Origin of the sequence: Sphingobium sp. PAMC28499 (assembly GCF_004795815.1) — a bacterium.
Taxonomy (GTDB): Bacteria; Pseudomonadota; Alphaproteobacteria; order Sphingomonadales; family Sphingomonadaceae; genus Sphingobium; species Sphingobium yanoikuyae.
The window spans coordinates 2,791,681-2,817,259 of sequence record NZ_CP039248.1 but is presented as its reverse complement, the minus strand read 5'-3'; the positions used below and the strand labels follow the sequence as shown (position 1 = coordinate 2,817,259).

Annotated in this window: 22 protein-coding genes; 12 read left to right on the top strand and 10 right to left on the bottom strand. The window is 66.5% G+C overall.

Annotation, left to right across the window (positions count from 1 at the left end):
• The first annotated feature begins 5 nt into the window (after nt 1-5).
• Both E5554_RS13635 and E5554_RS13630 read left to right on the top strand, forming a co-directional pair.
• Entirely contained in the window at nt 6-872 is an 867-nt protein-coding gene (locus E5554_RS13635; RefSeq protein WP_136187109.1) for an enoyl-CoA hydratase, read from the top strand.
• A complete protein-coding gene (locus tag E5554_RS13630) occupies nt 869-2,551 on the top strand; it encodes an acyl-CoA dehydrogenase family protein (RefSeq protein ID WP_136187108.1) in 1,683 nt (560 codons plus the stop codon). Before E5554_RS13635 ends, E5554_RS13630 begins: the two co-directional genes overlap by 4 nt.
• A gap of 46 nt (nt 2,552-2,597) precedes the next feature.
• Here E5554_RS13630 and E5554_RS13625 read toward each other — a convergent pair whose 3' ends face one another.
• From E5554_RS13625 to E5554_RS13595, 7 genes are all read right to left on the bottom strand, one after another.
• Nucleotides 2,598-3,770 carry an acetyl-CoA C-acetyltransferase gene (locus E5554_RS13625; RefSeq protein WP_136187107.1) on the bottom strand — a complete coding sequence of 391 codons (1,173 nt, stop codon included), beginning with the start codon at nt 3,768-3,770 and terminating at the stop codon, nt 2,598-2,600.
• A gap of 72 nt (nt 3,771-3,842) precedes the next feature.
• On the bottom strand, nt 3,843-4,421 hold the full coding sequence (gene cofC / locus E5554_RS13620) for a 2-phospho-L-lactate guanylyltransferase (protein ID WP_136187106.1): 579 nt from the start codon (nt 4,419-4,421) through the stop codon (nt 3,843-3,845).
• Nucleotides 4,418-5,359 (bottom strand): 2-phospho-L-lactate transferase, encoded by a 942-nt coding sequence (gene cofD / locus E5554_RS13615; protein WP_136187105.1) that lies wholly within the window; start codon nt 5,357-5,359, stop codon nt 4,418-4,420. The genes cofC and cofD overlap by 4 nt, the downstream gene beginning before the upstream one ends.
• On the bottom strand, nt 5,356-6,078 hold the full coding sequence (gene cofE / locus E5554_RS13610; protein WP_247594260.1) for a coenzyme F420-0:L-glutamate ligase: 723 nt from the start codon (nt 6,076-6,078) through the stop codon (nt 5,356-5,358). Before cofE ends, cofD begins: the two co-directional genes overlap by 4 nt.
• A 60-nt stretch (nt 6,079-6,138) precedes the next feature.
• A complete protein-coding gene (gene npdG, locus E5554_RS13605) occupies nt 6,139-6,804 on the bottom strand; it encodes an NADPH-dependent F420 reductase (RefSeq protein WP_136187104.1) in 666 nt (221 codons plus the stop codon).
• The gene (cofH, locus tag E5554_RS13600; RefSeq protein ID WP_136187103.1) at nt 6,794-9,214 is read right to left on the bottom strand and encodes a 5-amino-6-(D-ribitylamino)uracil--L-tyrosine 4-hydroxyphenyl transferase CofH; all 2,421 of its coding nucleotides are present in this window, start codon (nt 9,212-9,214) and stop codon (nt 6,794-6,796) included. Before cofH ends, npdG begins: the two co-directional genes overlap by 11 nt.
• 51 nt (nt 9,215-9,265) lie before the next feature.
• Nucleotides 9,266-9,985, bottom strand: coding sequence for a TetR/AcrR family transcriptional regulator (locus E5554_RS13595; protein ID WP_010339005.1), 720 nt, complete (start codon nt 9,983-9,985; stop codon nt 9,266-9,268).
• 95 nt (nt 9,986-10,080) lie between these two features.
• Here E5554_RS13595 and E5554_RS13590 point away from each other — a divergent pair, with 95 nt between their 5' ends.
• Genes E5554_RS13590 through E5554_RS13545 form a run of 10 tightly spaced genes read left to right on the top strand, consistent with a single transcriptional unit; the run spans nt 10,081 to nt 22,831 of the window.
• Nucleotides 10,081-11,103, top strand: coding sequence for a phosphotransferase family protein (locus E5554_RS13590; protein WP_136187102.1), 1,023 nt, complete (start codon nt 10,081-10,083; stop codon nt 11,101-11,103).
• A gap of 22 nt (nt 11,104-11,125) precedes the next feature.
• Nucleotides 11,126-11,866 carry an SDR family NAD(P)-dependent oxidoreductase gene (locus E5554_RS13585; RefSeq protein WP_136187101.1) on the top strand — a complete coding sequence of 247 codons (741 nt, stop codon included), beginning with the start codon at nt 11,126-11,128 and terminating at the stop codon, nt 11,864-11,866.
• 43 nt (nt 11,867-11,909) lie between these two features.
• Nucleotides 11,910-13,139 (top strand): acyl-CoA dehydrogenase family protein, encoded by a 1,230-nt coding sequence (locus tag E5554_RS13580; RefSeq protein WP_004212312.1) that lies wholly within the window; start codon nt 11,910-11,912, stop codon nt 13,137-13,139.
• A gap of 34 nt (nt 13,140-13,173) precedes the next feature.
• Complete coding sequence (locus E5554_RS13575) at nt 13,174-14,520, top strand: MFS transporter (protein ID WP_136187100.1); 1,347 nt, start codon at nt 13,174-13,176, stop codon at nt 14,518-14,520.
• Nucleotides 14,521-14,531: 11 nt separating this feature from the next.
• Nucleotides 14,532-16,067, top strand: a complete 1,536-nt coding sequence (locus E5554_RS13570; protein ID WP_136187099.1) for an AMP-binding protein — start codon at nt 14,532-14,534, stop codon at nt 16,065-16,067.
• Between the two features lie 5 nt (nt 16,068-16,072).
• The gene (locus tag E5554_RS13565) at nt 16,073-18,160 is read left to right on the top strand and encodes a PQQ-dependent dehydrogenase, methanol/ethanol family (RefSeq protein ID WP_136187098.1); all 2,088 of its coding nucleotides are present in this window, start codon (nt 16,073-16,075) and stop codon (nt 18,158-18,160) included.
• Nucleotides 18,147-20,222: a 3-hydroxyacyl-CoA dehydrogenase NAD-binding domain-containing protein gene (locus tag E5554_RS13560; protein WP_136187097.1), complete on the top strand. Its 2,076-nt coding sequence runs from the start codon at nt 18,147-18,149 to the stop codon at nt 20,220-20,222. The genes E5554_RS13565 and E5554_RS13560 overlap by 14 nt, the downstream gene beginning before the upstream one ends.
• The gene (locus E5554_RS13555; protein ID WP_247594259.1) at nt 20,219-21,370 is read left to right on the top strand and encodes a thiolase family protein; all 1,152 of its coding nucleotides are present in this window, start codon (nt 20,219-20,221) and stop codon (nt 21,368-21,370) included. Before E5554_RS13560 ends, E5554_RS13555 begins: the two co-directional genes overlap by 4 nt.
• Nucleotides 21,371-21,372: 2 nt before the next feature.
• Nucleotides 21,373-21,789, top strand: coding sequence for an OB-fold domain-containing protein (locus E5554_RS13550; RefSeq protein ID WP_136187096.1), 417 nt, complete (start codon nt 21,373-21,375; stop codon nt 21,787-21,789).
• 1 nt (nt 21,790) lies between these two features.
• Entirely contained in the window at nt 21,791-22,831 is a 1,041-nt protein-coding gene (locus E5554_RS13545; protein WP_136187095.1) for an SMP-30/gluconolactonase/LRE family protein, read from the top strand.
• 112 nt (nt 22,832-22,943) lie between these two features.
• On the opposite strand, the gene E5554_RS13540 is transcribed toward E5554_RS13545, so the two are convergent.
• The 3 genes from E5554_RS13540 to E5554_RS13530 are packed head-to-tail and all read right to left on the bottom strand — an operon-like array spanning nt 22,944 to nt 25,576.
• The gene (locus tag E5554_RS13540) at nt 22,944-23,921 is read right to left on the bottom strand and encodes an NADPH:quinone oxidoreductase family protein (RefSeq protein ID WP_247594258.1); all 978 of its coding nucleotides are present in this window, start codon (nt 23,919-23,921) and stop codon (nt 22,944-22,946) included.
• 3 nt (nt 23,922-23,924) lie between these two features.
• Nucleotides 23,925-24,566, bottom strand: a complete 642-nt coding sequence (locus tag E5554_RS13535; protein ID WP_136187094.1) for a nuclear transport factor 2 family protein — start codon at nt 24,564-24,566, stop codon at nt 23,925-23,927.
• 2 nt (nt 24,567-24,568) lie between these two features.
• Entirely contained in the window at nt 24,569-25,576 is a 1,008-nt protein-coding gene (locus E5554_RS13530; RefSeq protein WP_136187093.1) for an LLM class flavin-dependent oxidoreductase, read from the bottom strand.
• Nucleotides 25,577-25,579 lie beyond the last annotated feature (3 nt).

Sequence of the window (25,579 nt, the reverse complement as noted above, 5' to 3'; positions counted from 1 at the left end):
GGACGATGTCCGAAGAAGCGCAGCCCGAATTCGTGACCTACAATGTGGTGGACGGCGTCGCCTGGGTGATGCTGAACCGCCCCCAATATGGCAATGCCCAGAATTACCGGCTGCTCGGCCAGCTCGACGATGCCTTCAAGCGCGCGGTCGAGGATGACAAGGTCAAGGTGATCGTGCTCGGTGGTGAGGGCAAGCATTTCTCCGCCGGCCATGACATCGGCACCCCGGACAAGGACAGCCACATGCCGCGCACGCGCACCAGCATGTGGTGGGACCATCTGAACAAGGGCGGCGCAGAGCGCCAATATGTGCTGGAACAGGACGGCTATCTGGGCCTGTGCCGGCGCTGGGCCGACATCCCCAAGCCGATGATCGCCATGGTGCAGGGCGCCTGCATCGCCGGCGGGCTGATGCTGGCCTGGGTCTGCGACCTCATCATCGCGTCGGAAGACGCCTTCTTCCAGGATCCGGTGCAGCGCATGGCCCAGCCGGGGGTCGAATATTTCGCCCATGCCTTCGAACTGCCGACCCGCGTCGCACGCGAACTGCTGCTGCTCGGCCGCCGCATGCCGGCCCAGCGCGCCTATAATTTCGGCATGGTGAACGAGATTTTCCCGCGCGAAACGCTGCGCGAGGAAGTGGCCAAGATCGCCGCCGAGATCGCCCAGCATGAACGGTTCGGTCTGGCGCTGACCAAGCAGGCGTTCAACTTCGTCGAGGATGCGCGCGGCAAGCGGCAGGTGATGGATAGCGTGTTCCACATGCACCATCTCGCCCATGCCCATAATCAGCTGATGACCGGCAATCTGGTCGGCGGACTGGATGCCAAGGCAATGGCATCGGCCAACAAGAAGCAGGCGGGGGAAGGATGAGCGCGACCATGGAGATGGACAAGAATATCCTGGTCCTGCCCGATCTGCCGGCACTGCTATCGGGTGCGGCCGATGCCGCCCACGCCTTCGTCGCGGCGGCCCGTCCGCATGTGAAGGCGCGGATCAGTAACGCGGACGGCAAGGTCGATCGCGTCCTCGCCGATGTCGAGCAGCATGTCGTCCACGGCTTTGGCTGGTTCGCCGCCTATGCCGAAATGCTGCGCGAAGTCGCCAGCTGGGCCGCCAGTCTCGACGCCCAGGGCAGCTTCGGCGAGATCGAGGCACTGCTCGCCCAGTTGCTCTTCGCCGAATATGGCGCGCAGATGCTGGGCGGCATCCCGATGAACCAGGGCGAGGTAATCCGCCCTACCGACCTGACCGACGATCTTTCCGCGCTCGACGCACCGGCCCTGCGCACCCTCATCCGCAGCGGCGGTGGCCAGGCGGTGAAGAGCGCCATTGCCGGCCATCTGGTCGATGCACGCGGCCGGGCGACCCTGGAAAATTGCGGCCTCGACGAGATGTTCGACATGGTGCGCGATCAGTTTTTCGCTTTGTCGAACGAGAAGGTCGCGCCCTTCGCCCATGAATGGCATCTCAAGGACGAGCTGATCCCGCTGCCGCTGGTCCAGGAACTGGGCGAGATGGGCGTGTTCGGCATGACCATTCCGGAGGAATTTGGCGGCCTTGGCATGGGCAAGACCGCGATGTGCGTCGTGTCGGAAGAATTGTCGCGCGGCTGGATCGGCGTCGGCAGCCTCGCCACCCGGTCGGAAATTGCCGCCGAACTGATCCTGACCGGCGGCACCGCCGAGCAGAAGGCCCATTGGCTGCCGCAGATCGCCAATGCCGCGATCCTGCCGACCGCCGTCTTCACCGAGCCTGATACCGGGTCCGACCTTGGCGCACTGCGCACCCGCGCGACGCTTGCCGATGGCGAATATCGAGTTAGCGGGAACAAGACCTGGATCACCCATGCGGCCCGCGCCGACGTGATGACCCTGCTGGTCCGCACCGATCCCGACACCCGCAACTATAGCGGCCTGTCGATGCTGATCGCGCCCAAGCAGCGCGGCACCGTCGACGCCCCCTTCCCCACGCCCGGCATGAGCGGCGGCGAGATCGAGGTGATCGGCTATCGCGGCATGAAGGAATATGAGATCGGCTTCGACGATTTCCGTGTACCTGCCGCCAATCTGCTCGGCGGGATCGAGGGCCAGGGCTTCAAGCAGTTGATGGCGACCTTCGAAAGCGCCCGTATCCAGACCGCCGCCCGCGCCATCGGTGTCGCTCAGGCGGCGCTCGACATCGGCCTTTCCTACGCACTTGACCGCAAGCAGTTCGGCCGGCCGATCTTCGACTTCCCGCGCGTCGCCAACAAGCTGGCGATGATGGCGGCGGAGATCATGGGCGCGCGCCAGCTCACCTATTTCGCCGCCCGGCGCAAGGATGAAGACAAGCGGTGCGATCTGGAAGCCGGCATGGCCAAGCTGATCGGCGCGCGGGTCGCCTGGGCGGCCGCCGACAATGCGCTGCAGATCCATGGCGGCAACGGCTTCGCCACCGAATATCAGGTCAGCCGCCTGCTGGCCGACGCGCGCATCCTCAACATTTTCGAGGGCGCCGGCGAAATCCAGGCCCAGGTCATCGCCCGCCGCCTGCTCGACGAAGCCAATTGAGGGATCGGCCCTTCCCCGCCACCGGGGAAGGGCCGATCCATTCCCCTCAGAGCCGTTCCACGATCGTCACATTGGCCATGCCGCCGGCCTCGCACATGGTCTGGAGGCCATAGCGCGCGCCACGATCATGCAGCGCACTGACCAGCGTCGCCATCAGCTTGGCGCCCGATCCGCCCAGCGGATGGCCCAGCGAAATCGCCCCGCCATGCACATTGAGCCGCGCCGGATCGGCGCCCAGCGCCTTGGCCCAGGCCAGCGGCACCGGCGCGAACGCCTCATTCACTTCATAGAGATCGATCTCGCCCAGCGTCATGCCCGCCCGTGCCAGCGCCCGCTCGGTCGCCGGGATCGGCGCCTCCAGCATGATGACCGGATCATGCCCAAGCACGGTCATCTCATGCACCCGCGCCAGCGGCGTCAGGCCATGGGTCTTGAGGCCCCGCTCATTGACGATCAGCAGCGCCGCGGCGCCATCGCAGATCTGGCTGGCATTGGCGGCGGATATCACCCCGCCCTCGGTCAACAGCTTGACGCTGGCAATCTTCTCCAGGCTGGCGTCGAAGCGAATGCCCTCATCCACCTTGTGGACCAGCTTTTCACCCTCGGCGGTCTCGACCTCCAGCGGCACGATCTCCGCGTCGAACTTGCCGGCCTGCGTCGCCGCCGCCGCGCGATGATGGCTCTCCAGCGCATAGGCGTCGAGCGCGGCACGATCGAAACCATATTTGCGGGCCATCATCTCGGCCCCGCCAAACTGGCTGAACGGCGTGTCGGGATAGCGCGTCTCGATCCCCGGACTGCGATAGGTGCCAAAGCCATGTTTGGCCGCCAGCGTCCAGGGCAGGCCCATCGGCACGCGCGTCATGCTCTCGACACCGGCGGCGATCACCACGTCCTGCACCCCGGCCATCACCGTCGCGGCGGCGAAATGCAGCGCTTGTTGCGACGATCCGCACTGGCGGTCGACATGGGTGCCGGGCACGGATTCGGGCAGGCCGCTGGCCAGCACGGCGTTACGGGCGATGTTCGCGCCCTGCTCGCCGCCGGGACAGGCGCAGCCCATGATGACATCCTCGATCGCGGCCGGATCGATCTCGCTGCGGCCCACCAGTCCCGCCAGCACGCGCCCGGCCAGATCCGCAGGATGCACCCCCGCCAGCCTGCCGCCCCGCTTGCCACCGGCGCTGCGCGCCACGGCCGCAATATATGCCTCCGCCATCCGACTCCTCCAATTATATACCTAGATGCAATTTTATTGCCTTACCCCGCCCGTTCGGCAGGACCAAGGCAATTATGCACCAACGGAAAATATTTGGAGGTGCTCGGGCAGGTCGACATCGTCGGCGAGACCGGGCCGCCGGAGGATCGATACGCGATGTCCGGCTCGTCCCGCCTCCCCGACATGGGCGGCACAACTGCCCGGCCCGAAGCGCAGCGGGATGAGGCCAGGCCGCTTCAGCAACAGCGCATTCGTTCCCTGCCCCTCTCGGTCGGTAGCGATCACCACATCGGCGGGTTCCTGCACCATCGCGCGCAGGTCCGCGGCCGCCAGCATCGGCAGGTCCGCGCTCAGGATCAGCACCGGGCGATCGACCGGCAACGCCTGCATCGCCACCATCAGCGCCGGCACATGCCCCGGCTCCCGCTCGGCCAGAACCCTCGCGCCCCGCTCGGTCGCGAAACCGCGCACCTCCGGGCAGGCGCTGACGACATAGGTGGTTGCATCCAGCCCAGCATCGCGCGCCACTGCCAGCACATGCCCCAATAATTGCCGGCACAGCGCCGCCCGATCCCGTGGCCCCAGAACCTCCGCCAGCCGGCTCTTGCCCTGCGCGAAGCTCTTGGCCGGGATCAGGATGGACAGGGTCATGGCGCCGCGCGCCGCAACGTCGCCGCAAAATCGATCATCTGAGCGGCCAATGCCCCCTGCTGATCGACATTGCGCATCAATATGTCGGTACTGCGCACCGCCAGCCCATCGTCGGACCAGCCCTGTGCATCGGCACCGTCCACCATCAGCCCGTCGATCAGCCCGTCATAATGGCGGGCGATCGTCGCCGGCGTCGTCGGCAGGCCCAGTTCGGTCATGATCTTGGCCGCCGGCCCCTTGACCGCCTGCCCCGCGATGAAGGGCGAGAGCGCGACGCACGGCACGCGCCGCGCCATCAATCTGTCCCGCACACCCGGCACCGCCAAAATCGGGTCGATCGACAGTATCGGGTTGGACGGGCAGAGGATGATCGCCTCCAGCGCGGGATCATCCAGCGCCGCCACCAGACCGGCGCTCGGCCGCGCGGCCGCCGCCCCGTCGAACCGGATCGATTTGAAGCGCGGCCCGCATTGATGGCGCACGAAATAATCCTGGAAGGCCATTTCGCCCTGGTCGGTGTCGATCATCGACCGGACCGGATCGTCGCTCATCGGCACGATCGCCGGCCCGATGCCCAGTCGCGCGGCGATGTCGGCCGTGACCGAAGACAGCGTGCCCTCGCGCAGCAAGGCGGTACGCAGCACATGGGTCGCCAGATCCCGATCGCCCAGGTTGAACCAGCTTTCGCCGCCCAGCCGCCTTGTCGCGTCCATGAAGGCCCAGCTTTCATCGGCCACGCCCCAGCCACGCACACTATCGTTCATGCCGGCGAGCGCATAGGTGACGCTGTCGATGTCGGGCGAGATATGCAGCCCCATATGGACGAAATCGTCGCCGGTGTTGACGGCAATGGTCAGTGCGCCGGGCGGCACGACGCCGGCCAGGCCATTGGCCAGCTTGGCGCCGCCAACGCCCCCGGCCAGGGCCAGCACGCTCATGGGAACAGGTCCATTGCCGGTTCGCGGATCAGTTCGGCCGCGCTGCCCTCATTGCGGCCTCGCGCAATGCCCCGCGCCACGACGATCGGCCGGCCTTCGCCGGCCTGCCCCATGATCAGCGAGGCGGCGGCCGCCACCTCGTCGGCCAGGCCCAGTTCGCTGGTCTGCAACGGCCGGCCATGCAGGTCCGGCTCGCCGCGCAGGTCGAGCAGGCCGCTCATGCCCGCGACGCCGATCGCCACGCCACAGGTGCCCTTCCGCCAGGCCCGGCCCAGACTGTCGATGATGACCACTGCGATATCGATGCCCAGCGCATCATGCACCGCTCGCCGCAGCGCCGCAGCGCTGCCATCGGGATCGAGCGGCAGCAGCAGCGCGACGCCATCCCCATCCTGCGCGATATTGGACTGGTCGATCCCGGCATTGGCCAGCACCAGACCCAGCCGATGGCGCACGATCAGCACGCCCGGCCGGACCCGCATCAATTTCGCGCTCTCCGACAGGATCAGTTCGACCAGCCGGGGATCCTTGTGGCATTGCGCTGCCAGATCGATCGCCTCGGCCGAGGGCGATACACCGGCCAGCGGCACCGCGCGTCCCTCCGCCTTGGATATGATCTTCTGCGCCAGCACGACGATGTCGCCATCCTGCAGCGACAGACCATTGGCATGACAGGCCGACAGCAGCATGGCCGACAGATCGTCGCCCGGCGCAACCATGGGAACCCCGTTCAGGGCCGATAATGTGACGGCGACCGGTGCGACTATCATGGATGCAGCTTACACTCCGGTGATGCGAATACCCGATCCGGGTACCTTGTACCGCCGATTGAGCGCAATCAAGACCGACGTAAGTCCTTCTGCAACAACCGAATTGCACAGCGGCCCGGCATTCCAGGCGCGCAGGCCGATTTCCTGCGCCAGTGCGACCACCTGGTCCGCCGCCTCGCTGTCGTCGGCGCAGACCAGCACGTCGCACTCAATCTCCTCGTCCAGCTTGGTCAGGTGATGCGCGCTGATATTCTGGAAGGCGGACACGACGCGAACGCCCTCGCCCAGCATCTTCTGCACCGCTTCGACCGCCGATCCGCCGTCGGGCAACTGCACCCGGCTGACCTTGGGCGGCACCAGCGGCACGGTCACGTCGATCAATATCTTGCCCGCCAGCGCATCGGCGACATCCTTCACCGTCGATTGCTGCGCGGCATAGGGCACTGCCAGCACGATGATGTCGGCCTGCGCCGCTGCATCGGGATTGGCGACGCCGACGACCGAACCGCCGCCCAGCGTCGCGTTCATCGCATCGGCCGCTTCCTGCGCCCGCTCGGCGGTGCGGCTGCCGATGATGACCTTGTGCCCCTTGTGCGCCCAGCGCAGCGCCAGGCCGCCACCTTCCTTGCCGGTCCCGCCAAGCACGGCGACCGTCGCCAAAGCGTCATTCTGCATATTCAAACCTCTCCTGGTTCGTATCGGCCTCGCGCCGCCGCTTGCGCGGGGGCGTCAGGACCATGGGTGTCAGTTCCGCCGCGGTCATTCCGCGTGCATGTATGTCTTCGCTCACGCCGCCATAGGCGGTGCTGCGCTGCCGGGGGGTGCGGTCGATCGACCGGATCAGCGCCTCCATCGCGGCGGGCGGCATTTCCTGGCCATGCTGGGTGCCGGCCGCGCGCGAGATGCTCTCGTTCATCAGCGTGCCGCCCAGGTCATTGGCGCCGCCCTCCAGGCAGGCCTTCACCCCTTCCGGCCCCAGCTTGACCCAGCTGGTCTGGATCGACCGGATGTGCGGGTGCAGCGCCAGCCGCACGACCGCATGCATCAGCCGTACCTCGCGGAAGGTCGGGCCATGGCGCGACTGGCCGCGCACGCCCATCGGCGCCTCCATATGGACGAAGGGCAAGGGCACGAATTCGGTGAAGCCGCCGGTCCGCCGCTGCAGGTCACGGATGCGGATCAGGTGCCTTGCCCAGTGGCGCGGCGTATCGACATGGCCGAACATGATCGTCGCGGTGGTGGTGAAGCCGACGCGATGCGCGGTCTCGATCACCTCCAGCCATTGCGCCGTGTCCAGCTTGTCCGGGCAGATGATCGCCCGCACCTCGTCATCCAGTATCTCGGCCGCCGTGCCGGGCAGCGTGTCGAGGCCCACCGCCTTCAGCCGGCGCAGGAAATCCTCGACCGGCAGGCCCAGCGTCGCCGCCCCCTGCCACACTTCCAGCGGGGAAAAGGCGTGGATGTGCATCTCGGGCACCGCCGCCTTCACCGCGCGGGCCAGGTTCAGATAGGTGTCGCCGGTATAATGGGGGTGGATGCCACCCTGCAGGCAGACTTCGGTGCCGCCCCGCTCCCACGCCTCGCGGGTGCGGCGGACCACTTCCTCCAGATCCAGATCATAGGGCTTGCCGCGCAGCGCCTCCGCCTTGTCGCCCTTGGAAAAGGCGCAGAAGCTGCACTTATAGGCGCAGATATTGGTATAGTTGATGTTGCGGTTGACGACATAGCTGATTGTGTCGCCCATCTCCTGCATCCGCAGCGCGTCCGCACTGGCGCAGACATGCTCCAGGTCGCTCTCGCGCGCGGTGAACAGCGTCTCGATCTCGGCTTCTGCCAGCAGAGCGCCGGCCATCGCCCGGTCGACGATCGCCCCGATCGCGGGATCGACCGGCAGCGCCGACGGGCGCGTCACCCGCGGCTCCAGCGCGATGCCCGGCGACCAGTCATCCTCGCGCGCAAAGCCCATCGCATCGGCATGGGCCAGCACATGGCGAACCATCGCCTGGTCCTGCCAGCGGTCATTATCCTGCGCATAGGCGGGATAGACGGGCAGCCGCGCCACCAGCATCCGTCCCTCGCCTTCCGTCGCCGCGCGCAGCCGTTCGACCGCCGGCCAAGGCGCTTCCGGGTTCACATGGTCGGGCGTCACCGGCGACACCCCGCCCCAGTCATTGATCCCCGCCGCCATCAGACGGGAGAAGTCCGCCGCCGACAGGTTGGGCGGCGCCTGGATATTCATCTCCGGCCCCAGGATCAGCCGCGCCACCGCGATCGTCCACAGCAGATCATCCATGTCCGGCTCGGGCGCATTGGCCATCACCGTGCGTTCCTTGGCCCGGAAATTCTGGACGATCACTTCCTGGATATGGCCATAGCCATCCTGCAGGTCGCGGATCGCTTCCAGTGCCTCAATCCGTTCCTCGCGCGTCTCGCCGATGCCGATCAGGATGCCGGTGGTGAAGGGGATGGCGAGTTCCCCCGCCAGCCGGATCGTCTCCAGCCGCGCCGCCGGTTCCTTGTCGGGCGATCGATAATGGGCGCCGCCCTTGCGGCACAGCCGGTCGGACACCGACTCCAGCATCAGCCCCTGTGACACCGACACCCGGCGCAGACCGGCCATTTCCTCGCGGGTCATGACCCCGGCATTGATGTGCGGCAGCAGCCCGGTCTCGTCGCGCACCAGCGCCGCCATTTCCGCCAGATAGGACAGGGTGCTGTCATGGCCCCGCCGCGCGAGTTCCTCGCGCGCGGCGGCGAAGCGCAATTCCGGCTTGTCGCCCAACGTGAACAGCGCTTCGGTGCAGCCCGCCGCCTTGCCGGCGCGTGCCACCGCCAGCACTTCCTCGCGCGTCATATAGGCATTCTCGCCCGGCCGGGGCGGCTGGGAGAAGGTGCAATAATGACAGAGATTGCGGCATAGCTGGGTCAGCGGGATGAAGATCTTGCGCGACCAGCTCTGCACCCGGCCATGGCCTTCGTCGCGCAGCGCCGCCGCCTGCGCCATCAGTTCGGCCAGCGGCATCGCCAGCAGCTCTGCCGTGCGCGCGTGCTCTGCTTCGCCGATCCTTTCCGTAACTGCCATCATCCCGCTCCGCTTGTTTCGTCTTCTATGTTCTGATTGTGATTGCGCCCCGGTTCAACCGACAGGGCCGGGTCGATCCGGAATAGCGCCGCCGCGTTGTCCCAATTGCCTGAGCATCGCCGCCGGCAGGTCCGCTGGCGCTTCCAGCAACGCCACCAGCGTCTGCAGGAAATGCTCGACGCTCGCCTCGCTGCCCCACATCGGATGCGCCCGGCTCTCGTCGGCCAGCGCGCGCTGCCGGGCCGACAGCACGGCGCTCAGATACGCCCCCATGAACACGAAGCGCTGGTTCTGCAGCGCCACCGGCAAATCCGCCATCATGCCCCGCAGATGATCGAGGCACCGGCCATAGGCATTGTTCCAGGCCGGATCGATCGCATCCAGCATCATGTCGCGATGGGTCATGGCAAAGATGACGATGAACTGGACATAATGGCTATCGGGCAGCGCCAGCACCGGCCGCACCAATATCTCCACCACTTCGCGGATCGTGCGCGGCCCGCCCTGCGCCTCCAGCCCGTCGAGCGCCGCATTGCGCTCCCGCTCCAGCGCCATCGCCCCATCCATCACCAGCGCCCGGACCAGCGCCTCCTTCGACCCGAAATAGTAACTGACGGCACCGTGATTCTTCTGCCCCGCCGCCGCCGCAATCTCGCGCACGGTCACGCCATCGACGCCCTTTTCGGCGAACAGGCGCAACGCCACCTGCTTGATCTGCTCGGCAGCGGATCCGCGGGTGGCATCTTCGGCCTTGGCGAGTTGAAGTCTGACCATGAGTGCAATTTCTCATTGCAATGATGGTTCGTCAAGTGCATTATCCAATTGACCTAATCGACGGCTAACAGTCGAAAAAAGCGAGGGATGCCTAAGTGGAATCAGCGGTCGACATCGAGTCGCTGGCGGCGTGGATGACGGATCAGGGGCTTGGCTCCGGTCCGATCGACAACGTGACGCCGCTTGCCGGGGGGACGCAGAATATCCTGCTGCGCCTGACCCGCGACGGCCGCGATTATATCTTCCGTCGCCCGCCGGCACACCCCCGCCCCAACAGCAATGAAACCATGCGGCGCGAGGCGCGACTGCTGCGCGCCATCGCCGGCACCAATGTCCCCCATCCCGCGCTGATCGCCGATTGCGGCGACGAAAGCGTGCTGGGCGTCGCCTTCTACCTGATGGAGCCGGTCGATGGCTTCAATCCGGTCGGCAAGCTGCCCATGCCCCATGCCGGTTCGCCCACGATGCGCCACGCCATGGGCCTGGCCCTGGTCGACGGCATCGCCGCATTGGGCGCGCTCGATCATCAGGCGCTCGGCCTCGCCGATTTCGGCCGGCCCGACAATTTCCTCGGCCGCCAGGTCGATCGCTGGCGCAGCCAGCTTGCCGGCTATGGCGAATTTTCCGACTGGACCGGGCCGCAGGCGCTGCCCTCGGTCGACGCCATCGCCGCCTGGCTGGAACGGCACCGCCCGGCCGATTTCACGCCCGGCATCATGCATGGCGACTATCATCTCGCCAATGTCATGTACCGCCCCGACAGCGGCGATCTTGCCGCGATCATCGACTGGGAACTGGCGACGATCGGCGATCCGCTGCTGGACCTGGGCTGGGTGCTCGCCACCTGGCCCGACGGCAGCGGCGCCAGCACCGTGTCGATCACGCCGTGGGAGGGTTTCCCGACGGCCGCCGAGCTGGTCGCGCGCTATGGCGCCGGCTCCGCGCGCGATCTGTCGGCGGTCGACTGGTATCATGTCCTCGCCTGCTACAAGCTCGGCATCTTGCTGGAAGGCACCCATGCCCGCGCCTGCGCCGGCAAGGCCCCACGCGACACCGGCGATCGGCTGCACAGCCGCGCCATCCACCTTTTCGACCGCGCCCAGGCGCTGATCCGCTGACATGCAGGAAGGATGTTCCCCCTTGGGCAATGAACTGGACTTCACCGCAAAGACGGTGCTGGTGGTCGGCGGATCGAGCGGCATCGGCAATGGCATGGCCCAGGCCTTCCTGAAGCGCGGCGCCCGCGTCCATGTCTGGGGCACGCGCGCCAGCGCCGTCGACTATGCCGGCGAGGAAGGCTCGAACCTCGACGGCATCGGCTATACCCAGGTCGATGTCAGCGATCCCGCCGCGATCGCCGCCGCGCCCGCGCCGTTCGATGCGCTGGACGTCCTCATCCATTCGCAGGGCGCCGTCCTCTATCGCCGCCAGGAGTTCGAGGTCGACGGCTGGAACAAGGTGATGGCGGTCAATCTCGACTCCATCCTCCACATCTCCAACCGCTTCAAGGATGCGCTGGCCGCCACGAAGGGCGCCGTCATCGTCGTCAGCTCGATCGGCGGGTTCAAGGCGACCTTCGGCAACCCCGCCTATGCCGCGTCCAAGGCCGGCGCGGTCAATCTGGTCCGGGCGCTCGCCATCGCCTGGGCGGGCGAGGGCATCCGCGTCAACGGCATCGCCCCCAGCCTGGTCGATACCAAGATGACCAAGGTGACGATGGACAATGACGAACGGCGCGACCGCGCGCTGTCGCGCATCCCGCTCGGCCGCTTCGGCTCGGTGGAGGAAATGGCCGGCGTCGCCCTGTTCCTCGCCTCCCCCCTCTCCACTTACATCTGCGGGCAGACGCTGATCGTGGACGGCGGCCTGACGCTGACCTGATCCCCTGCCCGCCTTCGCCCCATTTCCCAAAAGGACCGATCGCATGGATTTCGAATATTCCGACAAGGTGCAGGCGCTGCGGGCGCAGCTCACCGATTTCATGGACGCCCATGTCTATCCGATCGAGAAGGAACGGGATCATTTCCACCATGATCCCGCCCATCTGTGGCAGCGCTGGCCGGGCACCGAGACGATCAAGGCCAAGGCGAAGGAAGCGGGCCTGTGGAACCTGTTCCTGCCGCATGAATATGGGGCATGGAGCCCCGGCCTCACCAACCTCGAATATGCGCCGCTGGCCGAACTGATGGGCCGGGTGATCGGATCGTCCGAATATTATAACTGCTCCGCGCCCGACACCGGCAATATGGAAGTGCTCGCCCGCTACGGCACGCCCGAGCAGCAGGAGAAGTGGCTCAAGCCCCTGCTCGCCGGCGATATCCGCTCCTGCTATGTCATGACCGAGCCGGGCGTTGCCTCGTCCGACGCCACCAATGTCGAAACGACGATCGTCGCCGATGGCGACGATTATGTCATCAACGGCCGCAAATGGTGGATTTCGGGCGCGCTCGATCCGCTGACCAAAGTCTATATCCTGCTCGGTCGCACCCCCAATGCGGACCGGCCGCGCCACCAGCAGCATTCGCAGATCCTGATCCCGGCCGACACGCCGGGGATAGAGATCGTCCGCCCGCTCGACGTGATGAACGCCGTCCATTCGCCCGGCGGCCATGCCGAAATGGTCTTCAAGGATGTGCGCGTGCCCAGGGAAAATCTGATCCTGGGCGAAGGACGCGGGTTCGAAATCGCGCAGGGCCGCCTGGGGCCGGGCCGCATCCACCATTGCATGCGCCTCATCGGCCAGGCCCAGCGCGCGCTCGAATATATGGCCCGCCGCGTCGACAGCCGGGTCGCCTTCGGCCGCAAGCTCGCCGACCAGGGCAGCATCCGCCAGGATATCGCTTTGTCCTTCTGCGAAATCGAGCAGGCCCGGCTACTGACGCTCAAGGCCGCCGACGCGATGGACCGTCATGGCAACAAGGTCGCCAAGGATCTGATCGCCGCGATCAAGATCGTCGCCCCGCGCATGACCCAGACGGTCGCCGACCGGGCGATGCAGGTGTTCGGCGGCATCGGCATGGCCAGCGACTTCCCGCCTGCCGCCGCCTTCATGAACGCGCGCTACCTGCGCCTCGCCGACGGGCCGGACGAAGTCCACATGGCCCAGCTCGGCAAGCTCAAGATCGCCGAACTCAACGCATTGCCGCAACGCTGAGCCACAAAAGAGGGCGGAGGGAAGGATCATGCTAATGACCAGCCAGGAGAAAGCCCCGGACGGCGGCGATACCCAGCAACTGGGCACCGCCTGGTGGATGGTGGCGGTGCTGTTCGGCCTCTATGTCCTGTCCTGGGTCGACCGGCTGATCGTGTCGATGCTGGTCACGCCGATCAAGGCGCATCTGCTGCTCAGCGATGTCCAGGTCAGCATGATCACCTCGACCTCCTTCGCCATCTTCTATGCCATTTTCGGCCTGCCGCTCGGTTGGGCGGCGGACCGTTATTCGCGCCGCTGGATCATCTTCGGCGGCGTCGCGCTCTGGGCCGTCGCCACCACCGCCTGCGGCTTCGCGCAAAGCTATGAGGCGCTGCTGGTCGGCCGCATCTTCGTCGGCGTGGGGGAGGCGGCGCTGCTGCCCGCCGCCTATTCGCTGATCGCCGACGCCTTCCCGCCGCGCCTGCTGACCCGCGCCACCTCCACCTTCCAGATGGCGGGCAAGGTCGGCTCAGCAACAGCATTTGCCCTGGGCGGCGTCGCCATCGCCTTCGCCGCCGCGCATAGCGGCATCCATATTCCCTTCCATGGCCCGGCCCAGCCCTGGCAGCTGGTGATGATGATGGTCGGCGTGCCCGGCCTGCTCATCGCCCTGCTGGTCTTCACCTTCCCCGAACCGGGCCGCCGCGGCGCGACCAGGGCCGCGCGCCCGGTCGCGGAAAAGGGCGCGATCGCCGGATTCGTGCGCCAGAACTGGCGGCTGCTGGCGCTGATGCTGGTCGGCACATCCTGCCTTGCCATGTGCGGCTATTCGATGACCAACTGGGTGCCCGCCTATATCGAACGGCATTTCGGCTGGAAGCCGGTGCAATATGGCGTGGCGTTGAGCCTGATGAACATCGTGTCGGCCGTGTCGCTGGTGATCAACGGCTGGATCGTCGACCGGCTCTTCACGCGCGGCATGAAGGACGCCCATCTGCGTTTCTACAGCTGGCTGATCCTCGGCTTCCTGCCGGTGATCGCCTATATGTTCTTCGCCACCAACGTCTATGTCTTCCTGGTCTGCTACTGCGTGGCGCAGTTCATCACCGTGCCCTTCATGGTCTATGTCTCCTCGATCATGGGGCTGATCGCGCCGGCGACGATCCGCGCGCGGATGCTGGCCTTCTTCCTGTTCGTCTTCACCATATTGGGCCTGGGCGCCGGCCCGGCGATCGTCGCCGCGCTCACTCAATATGTCTTCCGGTCGGAAGCCGCGCTGGGCCAGTCGCTGGCGGTGGTCGTCACCGTCTGCTCGGTCGTCGCCCTCCTCTCCTTCCGCATGGCCCTGCGCTATCTCGCCCCCACCATCGCCGCGCGTGCCGTCCACGCGCCGGCCGCCTGAAAGGACGCTGCATGTCTCTCACCCTCCAGGCTGTCGCGCCCGACCGTCGCACCGACATGGCGCTGACCGACGAGCGCGTCTCGCTCGACTGGCTGCAACTGGATGACCTGCTGAACCGCGCTGCCAACGCCTTGAACGGCCTCGACCTGCACGAACGCCGGGTCGCCGTCTTCGCGCCCAACAGCGCCGAAACCGTGATCGCCTATGTCGCCTGTCTGGAGGCCGGCATTTCCAGCGTCCCGGTCAGCTTCCATCTCACCCCGTCGGAGGCCGCCTATATCTTGAAGGACAGCGGCGCCGTCGCGCTGCTGGTCGGTCCGGAAACGATGGAGGCCGGCCTCGCCGCCGCGGCCGAGGCGGGCGTCGCCACCGTCATCGGCTGGCGCTGCCCCGATCGTGAGGGCATGATCCATTGGGAAGCGTGGCTCGCCGCCGCCTCGACCGCCGAGCCTGATCCCGATGTCGCGCCGCTGCCCCATCTCCATTATACATCCGGCACCACCGGCCGGCCCAAGGCGACCGAGACCCCGCCGCAATATTTCCCGCGCGTCGCCACGGTGCAGGCACTGGCGGAAACGGTGCGCGCCCGCATCACCCCCTCGCCCGGCATCGCCGTCGGCCCGCTCTACCATACCGGCCCGCTCGGCATGGCGCGCAACGTGTTCGGCGGCATGAGCCTCATCACGGTCGAGCATTTCGACGCGGAAAGGGCGCTGGCGCTGATCGAGAAATATCGGGTCGCCGGATCGGTCATGGTCCCCACCCATTTCCAGCGCATGCTCGCCCTGCCGGAAGAGATACGCGCGAAATACGACATTTCCAGCATCCAGCGCCTCGCCCATACCGGCGCGGCCTGCCCGCGCGCCGTCAAGCAGGCGATGATCGACTGGTTCGGCCCGGTGCTGGTGGAGGCTTATGGCGGCACCGAGGCCGGCTCCACCACCTTCATCACTTCGCCCGAATGGCTGGAACGCCCCGGATCGGTCGGCCGCGCCTTGGCCCCGTTCGAAACCGTCATCTATGGCGACGACGGCGCGGTGCTGGGCGCCAACGAAGTTGGCCAGGTCTATTTCCGCGACACCAGCGGCCATGGCATCGTCTATCGCGGCGACCCGGAAAAGACCGCCGCCGCCCATATCGCGCCCGGCATCTTCACCCTGGGCGAAATGGGCTATGTTGATGATGCGGGCTATCTCTTCATCACCGATCGCGTGTCCGACATGATCGTGTCGGGCGGGGTCAACATCTATCCGGCGGAATCCGAACATGTGCTGCTGCGCCATCCCAAGGTGGCCGACATCGCCGTGGTCGCCGCCCCCAATGCGGAAATGGGCGAGGAAGCCCGCGCGCTGGTGATCCCGCGCGATCCGGCCGATCCGCCGAGCGCCGACGAGCTCAACGCCTTCTGCCGCGCCAGCCTTGCCGGCTATAAATGCCCGCGCGGCTACGAGATGGTCGATGACATCGGCCGCACCATCATGGGCAAGGTCAACAAGAAGGCGCTGCGCCAGCGTTTCTGGCCGTCCGACCGGACGATCGGGGGCTGATCTTCATGCGTCTTGCGTCCCTCACTCTGCCGTTTCTGGCCTTGCTCGCCGCCTGCGCGCCCTCGGGCCAGGCCCGGCGCGATGGCACCGACTGGCCCGGCTATGGCGGCATCGATGAAAATCATTATAGCCCGCTGAAGGACATCAACGACCATAATGTCGGCCAGCTCGGCCTCGCCTGGTATCAGGATATCGACGGCGGCGGCTCCAGCCTGACCGCGCCGATCGCGGTCGACGGCATCCTATACTATGCCTCGGGCTACAGCGTCGTCCACGCGGTCGACGCTGCCACCGGCCATGAACTCTGGACCTATGATCCGCAAAGCTGGAAGGTCGCCGACCAGAAGATGCGCGGCGCCTGGGGCAGTCGCGGCATCGCCTATGACAATGGCGCCGTCTATGTCGGCACGATCGACGGCCGGCTGATCGCCATCAATGCCCGCACCGGCCACAGGCTCTGGTCGACCCAGACCATCGGCAAGGATGACGAACGCTATATCAGCGGCGCGCCCTGGGTGTTCAACGGCAAGGTCTTGATCGGCCATGGCGGCGCCGATTTCGCCCCGATCCGCGGCTATGTCACCGCCTATGACCAGAAGACCGGCAAGCAGCTCTGGCGCTTCCATACCGTGCCCGGTGACCCGAAGCTCGGCTTCGAGAACAAAGCGATGGCGATGGCCGCCAAGACCTGGACCGGCGAATGGTGGAAATATGGCGGCGGCGGCACCGCCTGGAACGCCATGGCCTATGACCCAAAATATAACCGCATCTATATCGGCGTCGGCAATGGCTCGCCCTGGAACCAGAAGATCCGCAGTCCGGGCGGCGGCGACAATCTCTTCCTCTGCTCGATCGTTGCGCTCGATGCCGACACCGGCGAATATGTCTGGCACTATCAGACCAATCCGGGCGAGACCTGGGACTTCAACTCGGCGATGGACATGGAACTCGCCCAGCTGAAGATCGACGGACAGGAACGCGACGTGCTCATGCACGCGCCCAAGAACGGCTTCTTCTACGTCATCGACCGCGCCACCGGAAAGCTGATCTCCGCCCGCAACATCGTCCCGGTCAACTGGGCCAGCGGCATCGACGTTAAGAGCGGCCGGCCGATCGAGAACCCCGCTGCCCGCTATCCCGGCGGCAAGGCGGCGATCGTCTATCCCTCGCCCTTCGGCGCCCATAATATCGAGGCGATGTCCTTCAATCCGGGCAGCGGCCTCGTCTATATCCCGACGATGGATCAGGGCCGGGTCTATATCGACCCGGCCGAGCCGCTCGCGGGCTGGAAGCATCTCGATGGCCAGCGCATCAGCGTCGGCACCGGCGCGCCGCCGCCCGGCGTCACGCCCGATCGCCCCGCCACCAGCTTCCTGCTCGCCTGGAACCCGGTGACGCAGAGCGAGGCCTGGCGCATTCCCATGCCCGGCCTGCGCGGCGGCGGCGGCACCGCGACCACGGCCGGCAACCTGCTGTTCCAGGGCAATGCCAGCGGCAAGTTCGTCGCCTATGCTGCCACCAGCGGCAAGCCGCTCTGGTCGTTCGATGCCCAGACCGCGGTGATGGCCCAGCCGATCAGCTATCGCGCCCGCGGCCGGCAATATGTGACGGTCATCGCCGGCTCCCGCTTCCCCAGCGCGATCGGCCTGCCGCGCGAATGGAATTACCGCACCCAGCAATGGCGCGTCCTGACCTTCGCCCTCGATGGCAAGGCGGCGCTGCCGAAAGTCGATCCCGTCGACATGCCGGTGATCGATGATCCCGCCTTCGCCGTCGATCCGGCCAGGGCCGCTATCGGCGCCACCGTCTTTGGCCAGCGCTGCTCCATTTGCCATGGCGCCAACGCCGTGTCGGGCGGCGCTGCGCCGGACCTGCTCCAGTCGGGCGTCCCGCTCGACACCGCCAGCATGAAGGATGTGCTGCACAACGGCATCCTGCGCGAACGGGGCATGCCGCGCTTCCAGGAACTGACCGACGACGAGATCGCCGGGCTCCAGCATTATTTCCGCCAACGCGCCCGTCAGGTGCTGGCCGCGCAATCCGCCGGCCAGCCGGGCGCCCAAACGCACAGAGGCTTGAATGAAGGTCAATGACGTCGTCACCTATGCGGTGGAAGGCTCCATCGCGGTCATCATGGTCAACTCGCCGCCGGTGAACGCCCTCTCCAACGCCGTGCGCCAGGGCGTCGCCAGCGCGGTCGAAACCGCCATCGGCGATCCGGCGGTCGGCGCCATGGTGCTGATCTGCGAAGGCCGCACCTTCTTTGCCGGCGCAGACATCACCGAATTTGGCAAGCCGCCGGTCGAACCCACGCTGCGCAACCTGCAACTGGTGGTGGAGAATGCCACCAAGCCGGTGATCGCCGCCATCCATGGCACGGCGCTGGGCGGGGGCCTCGAACTCGCGCTCGTCGCCCATTATCGCATCGCCGTCCCCTCGGCCAAATGCGGCCTGCCTGAAGTCAATCTGGGCCTGCTGCCCGGCGCCGGCGGCACCCAGCGCCTGCCCCGCATCGTCGGCGTCGAAAAGGCGCTGGACCTCATGACCGCCGGCAGCCCGGTCTCGGCTAAGGCGGCCAAAGAGATGGGCCTGATCGACGAACTCGCCGCCGAAGGCCAGTTGCGCGCCGACGCCATCGCCCTTGCCCAGCGCATGCTCGATGAAGGCCGCCCGCTGCTCAAGGTCCGCGACCGCACCGAGAAGCTGGACGAAGCGCGCGGCAAGCCCGAAATCTTCGCCGATTTCCGCAAGGCCAATGCCCGCAAATTCCGCGGCTTCAACGCTCCCGAAGCGATCATCCGCTGCGTCGAGGCCTCCCTGGACCTGCCCTTTGACGAGGGCATGATCTTCGAGCGCCAATTGTTCAACGAACTGCAGGCCGACAGCCAGTCCGCCGCCCAGCGCCATGTCTTCTTCGCCGAGCGTCAGGCCGCCAAGGTCGACAGCCTGCCCGCCGACACCGTCATCCTGCCGATCGCCAAGGTCGGCGTCATCGGCGCCGGCACCATGGGCGGCGGCATCGCGATGAACTTCGCCAATGCCGGCATCCCCGTCACCCTGGTCGAAACCAATGAGGACGCGCTGTTCCGCGGCCTGCGCATCATCCGCGGCAATTATGAGACGACGGCCAAGAAGGGCAAGATGAAGCCCGAGGATGTCGACACCCGCATGGGCCTGCTCACCGGATCGATCGCGATGGAGGATCTGGCCGATTGTGACCTCATCATCGAAGCGGTGTTCGAGCAGATCGACGTCAAGCGCGAGGTTTTCGGCAAACTGGACAAGATCGCCAAACCGGGCGCCATCCTCGCCACCAACACCTCCTATCTCGACATTGACGACATCGCCGCCGCCACCAGCCGGCCCGACAGCGTCGTCGGCCTCCATTTCTTCTCGCCCGCCAATGTCATGAAGCTGCTGGAGGTGGTCCGCACCAAAGACACGAAGCCGGAAATCATCGCCACCGCCATGAAGCTCGCCAAGACGATCGGCAAGATCGGCGTGCTGGTCGGCAATGGCTATGGTTTCGTCGGCAACCGCATCCTCGCCGCCCGCAATACGCAAGCGGACCAGCTTATCCTTGAAGGGGCCACGCCCTGGGCGGTCGACAAGGTGCTCTATGACTTCGGCTTTGCCATGGGCCATTTCCAGATGCGCGACCTGGTCGGGCTCGATGTCGGCTGGAACCCCAAGACGACCAGCTCCGCCAATGTCCGCGAAATCCTCAACGAAATGGGCCGCCATGGGCAGAAGACGAAGGGCGGCTTCTACGATTATGACGAGAACCGCAAACAGACCCCCTCGCCGGTCGCGATGCAGGTGATCGAGGATTTCGCCGCGAAGCAGGGCATCGTCCGCCGCGATGTCAGCGACGCGGAAATCCAGGACCGCATCCTCTTCGCCATGGTGAATGAAGGCGCCCGCATCCTAGACGAAGGCATCGCCTCGCGCGCGTCCGACGTCGATATCGTCTGGATCACCGGCTATGGCTGGCCCAAATATCGCGGCGGCCCGATGTTCTGGGCCGATCTCCAGGGGCTTCCCACCGTCCTCGACCGATTGAAGGCGCTGGAGGCCGCGCATGGCGCCGCCTTCACCCCGTCGCCGCTGATCGAGCGACTTGTGGCACAGGGCAAGGGGTTCAAGGACGCATGATGAAGGGCAATAAAATCGCCATCACCGGCATTGGCGAAACCGCGTTCCTGCGCAAGGGCGAGGAAACGGTGATGCAGATGATGACCCGCGCCAGCCTGGCCGCGATCGCCGATGCGGGCCTTACCCCCGCCGATATCGACGGCCATGTCAGCAACAAATATGTCGGCCACCCGTCGGAGGAGGTCGCCCATGCGATCGGCGCCGCCACCCGGCGCTTCACTGCCGTTGCCGACACGGCGGGCGGCACCGCCACCACCGGTGACGCGCTGCGGCTGGCGCAGCTGGCGATCGAGGCCGGGCTCGCCCGCCATGTCCTCGTCCCCTATGCCATTCGCTCGACCAAGCCGGGCGGCGTCTATGGCTTCCACGCGCGCGAGCCGCAGAAGGCCGGGCTGGAAATGCCCGCCGGCTTCTTCGGCCAGCCCACCTATTTCGCGACCATGGCCAATCGCTATGCCCATGAATTCAGCATGAGCGAGGAGGAACTGGCCTCGGTATCGATGACCTACCGTGCCTGGGCGGCGCTGACCTCCAGCGCGCAGAAGCGCGATCCGATGGACCTCGACGCCTATCGCCAGACGCCGATGATCTCGACCCCGCTGCGGGTCGCCGACTGCTGCCTCACCACCGATGGCGGCGGCGCCTATGTGGTGAGCGCGGTGGAGGCTGCCCGCGACCTGCCCCATCCGGTGATAGCGGTGCAGGGCGTCGGCATCGGCTACAATAATTACCCCCATGGCGTGCTGTTCACGCAGAAGCCCTGCACCTTCGATTATCCCGGCTGGGACTCGGCCGCGCAGGCCTATGCCATGGCCGGCGTTGACCCCAAGGATCTGGACCTAGCCCAGGTCTATGACGGCTTCTCCATCTCGGCGATCGTCCAGACCGAGATGCTGGGCCTGTGCGATCGCGGCGAGGGCGCACGCTTCTACGCCGCCGGCCATGCGAAACCGGGTGGCCGGATGCCGGTCAATACCAGCGGCGGACATATGTCGGGTGGCTATGTCCCCGGCATCAACCTGCTGATCGAAGCCGTGCGCCAGCTGCGCGGGCAGGAGGGCGACCGCCAGGTGCCCGATGCCCGCCTCTGCGCGGTCGCGGGCCTGGGCGGCAATAATCATTCCACCACCATCCTTGCGAGGAACTGACCATGGGCGTTCCCATCTATCCCGTCCATCTGGAAGACCCGCTGTTCCAGGGCTTCTATGACGGCCTCGATGCCGGCGAACTGCGCATCACCGCCGACGCCGAAACTGGCGAATGGGTCTGGTATCCACCAGAAGTCATCCCCGGAAAGCCCGATTCCGTGCTGGAATGGCGCCCGGTCTCGGCCGAGGGCAAGGCCTATAGCTTCACCACCGTGATCCGCAGCCTGCTGCCCGGCGACCACAAGGCTGAAGTCCCCTACACCGTCATCCTGTTCGAGCCCGACGATGCGCCGGGCGTGCGGATCGCGGGCATATTGGTCGATGATGAAGGCGTGGAACCGGCCTGCGACATGCGCCTGCGCTTCCGCCCGGTCGAAGCGGGCGATCACCGCATCGCCGGCTTCGCGCCGGTGCGCTGAGATGGAGGTCAACCGGCGCACGGCCCTGTTCGGCGGCGCGGCACTCGCGCTCGCCGGCTGCACCCGCGCCAGCACGCCGCGTGCCTCCACGGTCCCGGCACCCCTGACCCCGGCGAATTTCAGCCTGGTCATCGACGGCCTCGACCATGCCGAGGGCGTCGCCAGCGCCCCCGACGGCCGCCTGTTCCTGTCCAACAGCGGCGGCGCGATCGGTATTCTGGCGCCGGGCCAGCCGCTGCGGCAGGTCGGCGCCCCGCTCGCTGCCAATGGCGTCGCCGTCGATACGCAGGGCCGCGTGATCGTCGCGAATATGGGCCTGCTCAAGCAGCAGCCCGGCCCGCTCCAGCGCATCACCCTCGAAACCGGCACGGTCGAAACGCTTGTCTCGGAACTGGAGGGACGCCAACTCGTCGCCTCCAACGGCCCCGCCACCGCGCGCGATGGCAGTATCTATTGCACCCACAGCAGTTGGGGGCCGGTCGCCAATATCGGCACTACCACGCCGGCCGGCTTCATCTACATGATCCGGCCGAACGGCAGCGCCGCGATCGTTGCGCGCGACCTGCGCGGGGTCAACGGCCTCTGCCTCGACCGGGACGAACGCCATCTCTATGCCTCGCTGACCGCCGAAGGGCGCATCCGCCGCTGGCGCCGCAACGCCGACGGCACCCTTGCCGACCCGCAGGATTTCGGCCCGCAACTCGGCACCGTCGTCCCCGACCAGACGGTCAAGGCGATCCTGGCACTGCCGCCGCAGGAAAAAGCGGCGCTGGGCTATTGCGACGGCATCGCCTTCGACATGGCCGACAATCTCTGGATCACCCTGCCCTTTTCCAACCGGCTGGTCGCGCTGACGCCGCAGGGCCGCCAAGTCGACATTCTCCACGATCCCGCCGGCGAAAAGATCGCGATGCCGACCAATCTCTGCTGGGGCGGGCCGGACCGCCGCACCCTCTATGTTGTCTCGCGCGGCAAGGGCATGATCGTCCAGGCCCGCACCGCCATCGCCGGCGCCCCGCTCGCCAACTGGCCGACGGGATAAAAGAGATTCGTCATTGCGAGCGCAGCGAAGCAATCCATCTCGCGCCGGTGGATTGCTTCGCTGCGCTCGCAATGACGGCATGGGGTGATCTCATGTCCTTCCGCTCTCGCGATCAGGCCATCTCGATCACCACCTTGCCCTGCGCCTTGCGATCCATGATCCAGCGGATCGCTTCCCGGCTCTCGTCAAAGCCGAAGCGCGCGCCGATCGCCGGCCGCAGCCCGCCCTGTTCATACCAATCATAAAGCTGCGCCATATTGGCCGCATGGATGTCCGGCTCGCGCCGGCTGTGCATCCCCCATGTCACGCCGACGATCGACGCCGTCTTCACCAGCGGCAGGTTCAATGGGATCGCGGGAATGGTCCCGGCGGCAAAGCCGACCACCAGATAGCGCCCGTCCCAGCCCATGGTGCGAAAGGCCGGCTCGGCCAGATCGCCACCGACCGGGTCGAAGATCACATCAATGCCGCGCTCTCCGGCCAGCGCCTTCACCGCCTGCTTGATGTCGACCTCAGCATAATTCACCGTCTCGTCGGCGCCATGCGCCCGCGCCAGATCCAGCTTCTCCGCGCTGGACGCCGCCGCGATCACCCGCGCACCCATGCGCTTGCCGATCTCCACCGCCGCCAGCCCGACGCCGCCCGCGGCGCCCAGCACCAGCAGCGTCTCGCCGGCCTGCAACCGCCCGCGTTGGCGCAGCCCGTGCAGCGCCGTCGCATAGACCATGGTGAAACCGGCCGCGACGTCGAAGCCCATCGCATCGGGAATGATGCTGGTGCGGAAAGCCGGCGCCACCGCCTGCTCGGCAAAGGCGCCCTGGAACGGGATCGCCGCCACCCGGTCGCCGACCCGAAAACCGCTGACGCCCTCGCCGATCGCTTCCACCACCCCAGCCGCTTCGCCGCCGGGGATGAAGGGCAAGGGCGGCTTGGTCTGGTAGAGATTCTGGATCATCAGCGCGTCGGGGAAATTGACGCTCGCCGCCCGCACCGCCAGCCTGATCTCGCCCGGCCCGGGCTGGGGCACGGGCACATCGCGGAACGCCAGTTGCTCGGGCGCGCCATGCGCCTCGCACATCAGCGCCCGCACGGATCAGCTACCCAGAAACTGCTGGCGCATCTTGTAATAATCGTCGCTCGGATATTTCTCGCTATGCTGTCCCGCCGGCCAGTCGGCATAGGGCGTCTGCGCCGGTTCGGGCGGCGAGGTATAGTCGGACAGGCCCCGGCGACGGATGATCTTCCACACTCCGTTCCGCCGCTCCAGATCGTCGAGATAGCGACCCTGGAAGAAGACATCCTCCTCGCCCCCGCCGTCCTTGCGGTCTCGCCGATGCTGCGCGAAATAATAGCATTCGGAAAATGCCTTGTCCCCCTTCACCTCGACCGAGACATTGGTGATGTGGTGGCAGGCATATTTCAGCGTCGACACGATCTTGAACGCGAAGCCGACGAAATCGGACGACTTGCCCTCGAACTTGCCATGCTTGTGCGTCGATTCCGGCCAGAACAGCGATCGCAGCAGCGCCTCGTCCGCCCGGTCATTGGCCCGCGCATAGGCATAGAGGAGTTCGGTGATCGCCTGCTTGGACTCGATGATGTCCAGCCGCTGGGCCATGTCCATGCCGCTCCCCTTTCCCCTGGGCGCGGCGGCCGATGCTTCGGCGGCGGCGGCCATGCCGATCGGCAGCGCCAGCATGGCGGCCAGCGTGCCGCGACGATTGCGTTCTTCCATGCTCATTCTCCCGGATTTTCCAGCAGGCCCGGCTCGGCGCGCAGGCGCGGCAGCACGTCCGTCTCGAACAGGCGCAGGCTGCGCCACGACACTTCGGGGTCTAGCCCGCCCAGTAGCGCGTGGAAGGTGACGGCGGTGCCCCGGCCCAGGCCTTTGAGATATTCGAAACATGCGTCGGGCGTCAGCACCTTGATGTTCGGCATCGCCTTCAGCCCCTCGATCGTCTCGGCGGGCTGGTAGCGGGTCTGGCCGGTGCCGCGCTCCTTGGCCCATTCGGCATAGGCGTTGGTCGCATAGGCGACATGCGGCGCCACCAGCGGCCAGTCGCGGTCCGGATCGTCGGAGACATAGAGGAAGCTCGCCGCCGGCTTGCGCAGTTCCTCGGGCGGCGGGAAGCCGGCCTTTTCCCGCTCTTCCTTGTAGAGGGTGAACAGGTCGGGATGGCCGGGGAAATATTGATAGCCGCCCTTGGCTGCGCGGATCGCCGACTTGTCGGTCGACCCGCCCATGTAGATTTTCGGCCCGCCCGGCGTTGCCGGGGCCGGCGTCACCCGCACGGTGCGCTCGCGAAACTCGAACGGCTCGCCGGTCCAGGCCTGCTTCAGCGTGGCCATCGCCTCGTTCATGATCGCCAGCCGCTTGCTGATGTCCTTGCCGAACATCTCGAACTCATGCGGGCGATAGCCCATGCCGGCGGTCAGCCACACCCGGCCGGGCGCGATATTGTCCAGCACCGCCAGATCCTCGGCCAGCCGCAGCGGATCGTGCATGGTGACGACCAGTGCCGACAGATGCGCGACGATAGTGTCCGTCGCGCCCAGAATCGACGCCGCCTGCACCATGGAGGACGGGCAATAGCCGCCCTCCGCGCCATGATGCTCGGCCAGGAACACCTGCGTGAATCCCAGCTTGTCGGCCCATTGCGCCTGCTCGATCGCAGTGCGGTAAAGCACGGGATGCGGCGCGCCGAAATCCGGCCGGTTCATGTCGTAACGAAGGTTCAACTGCACCCT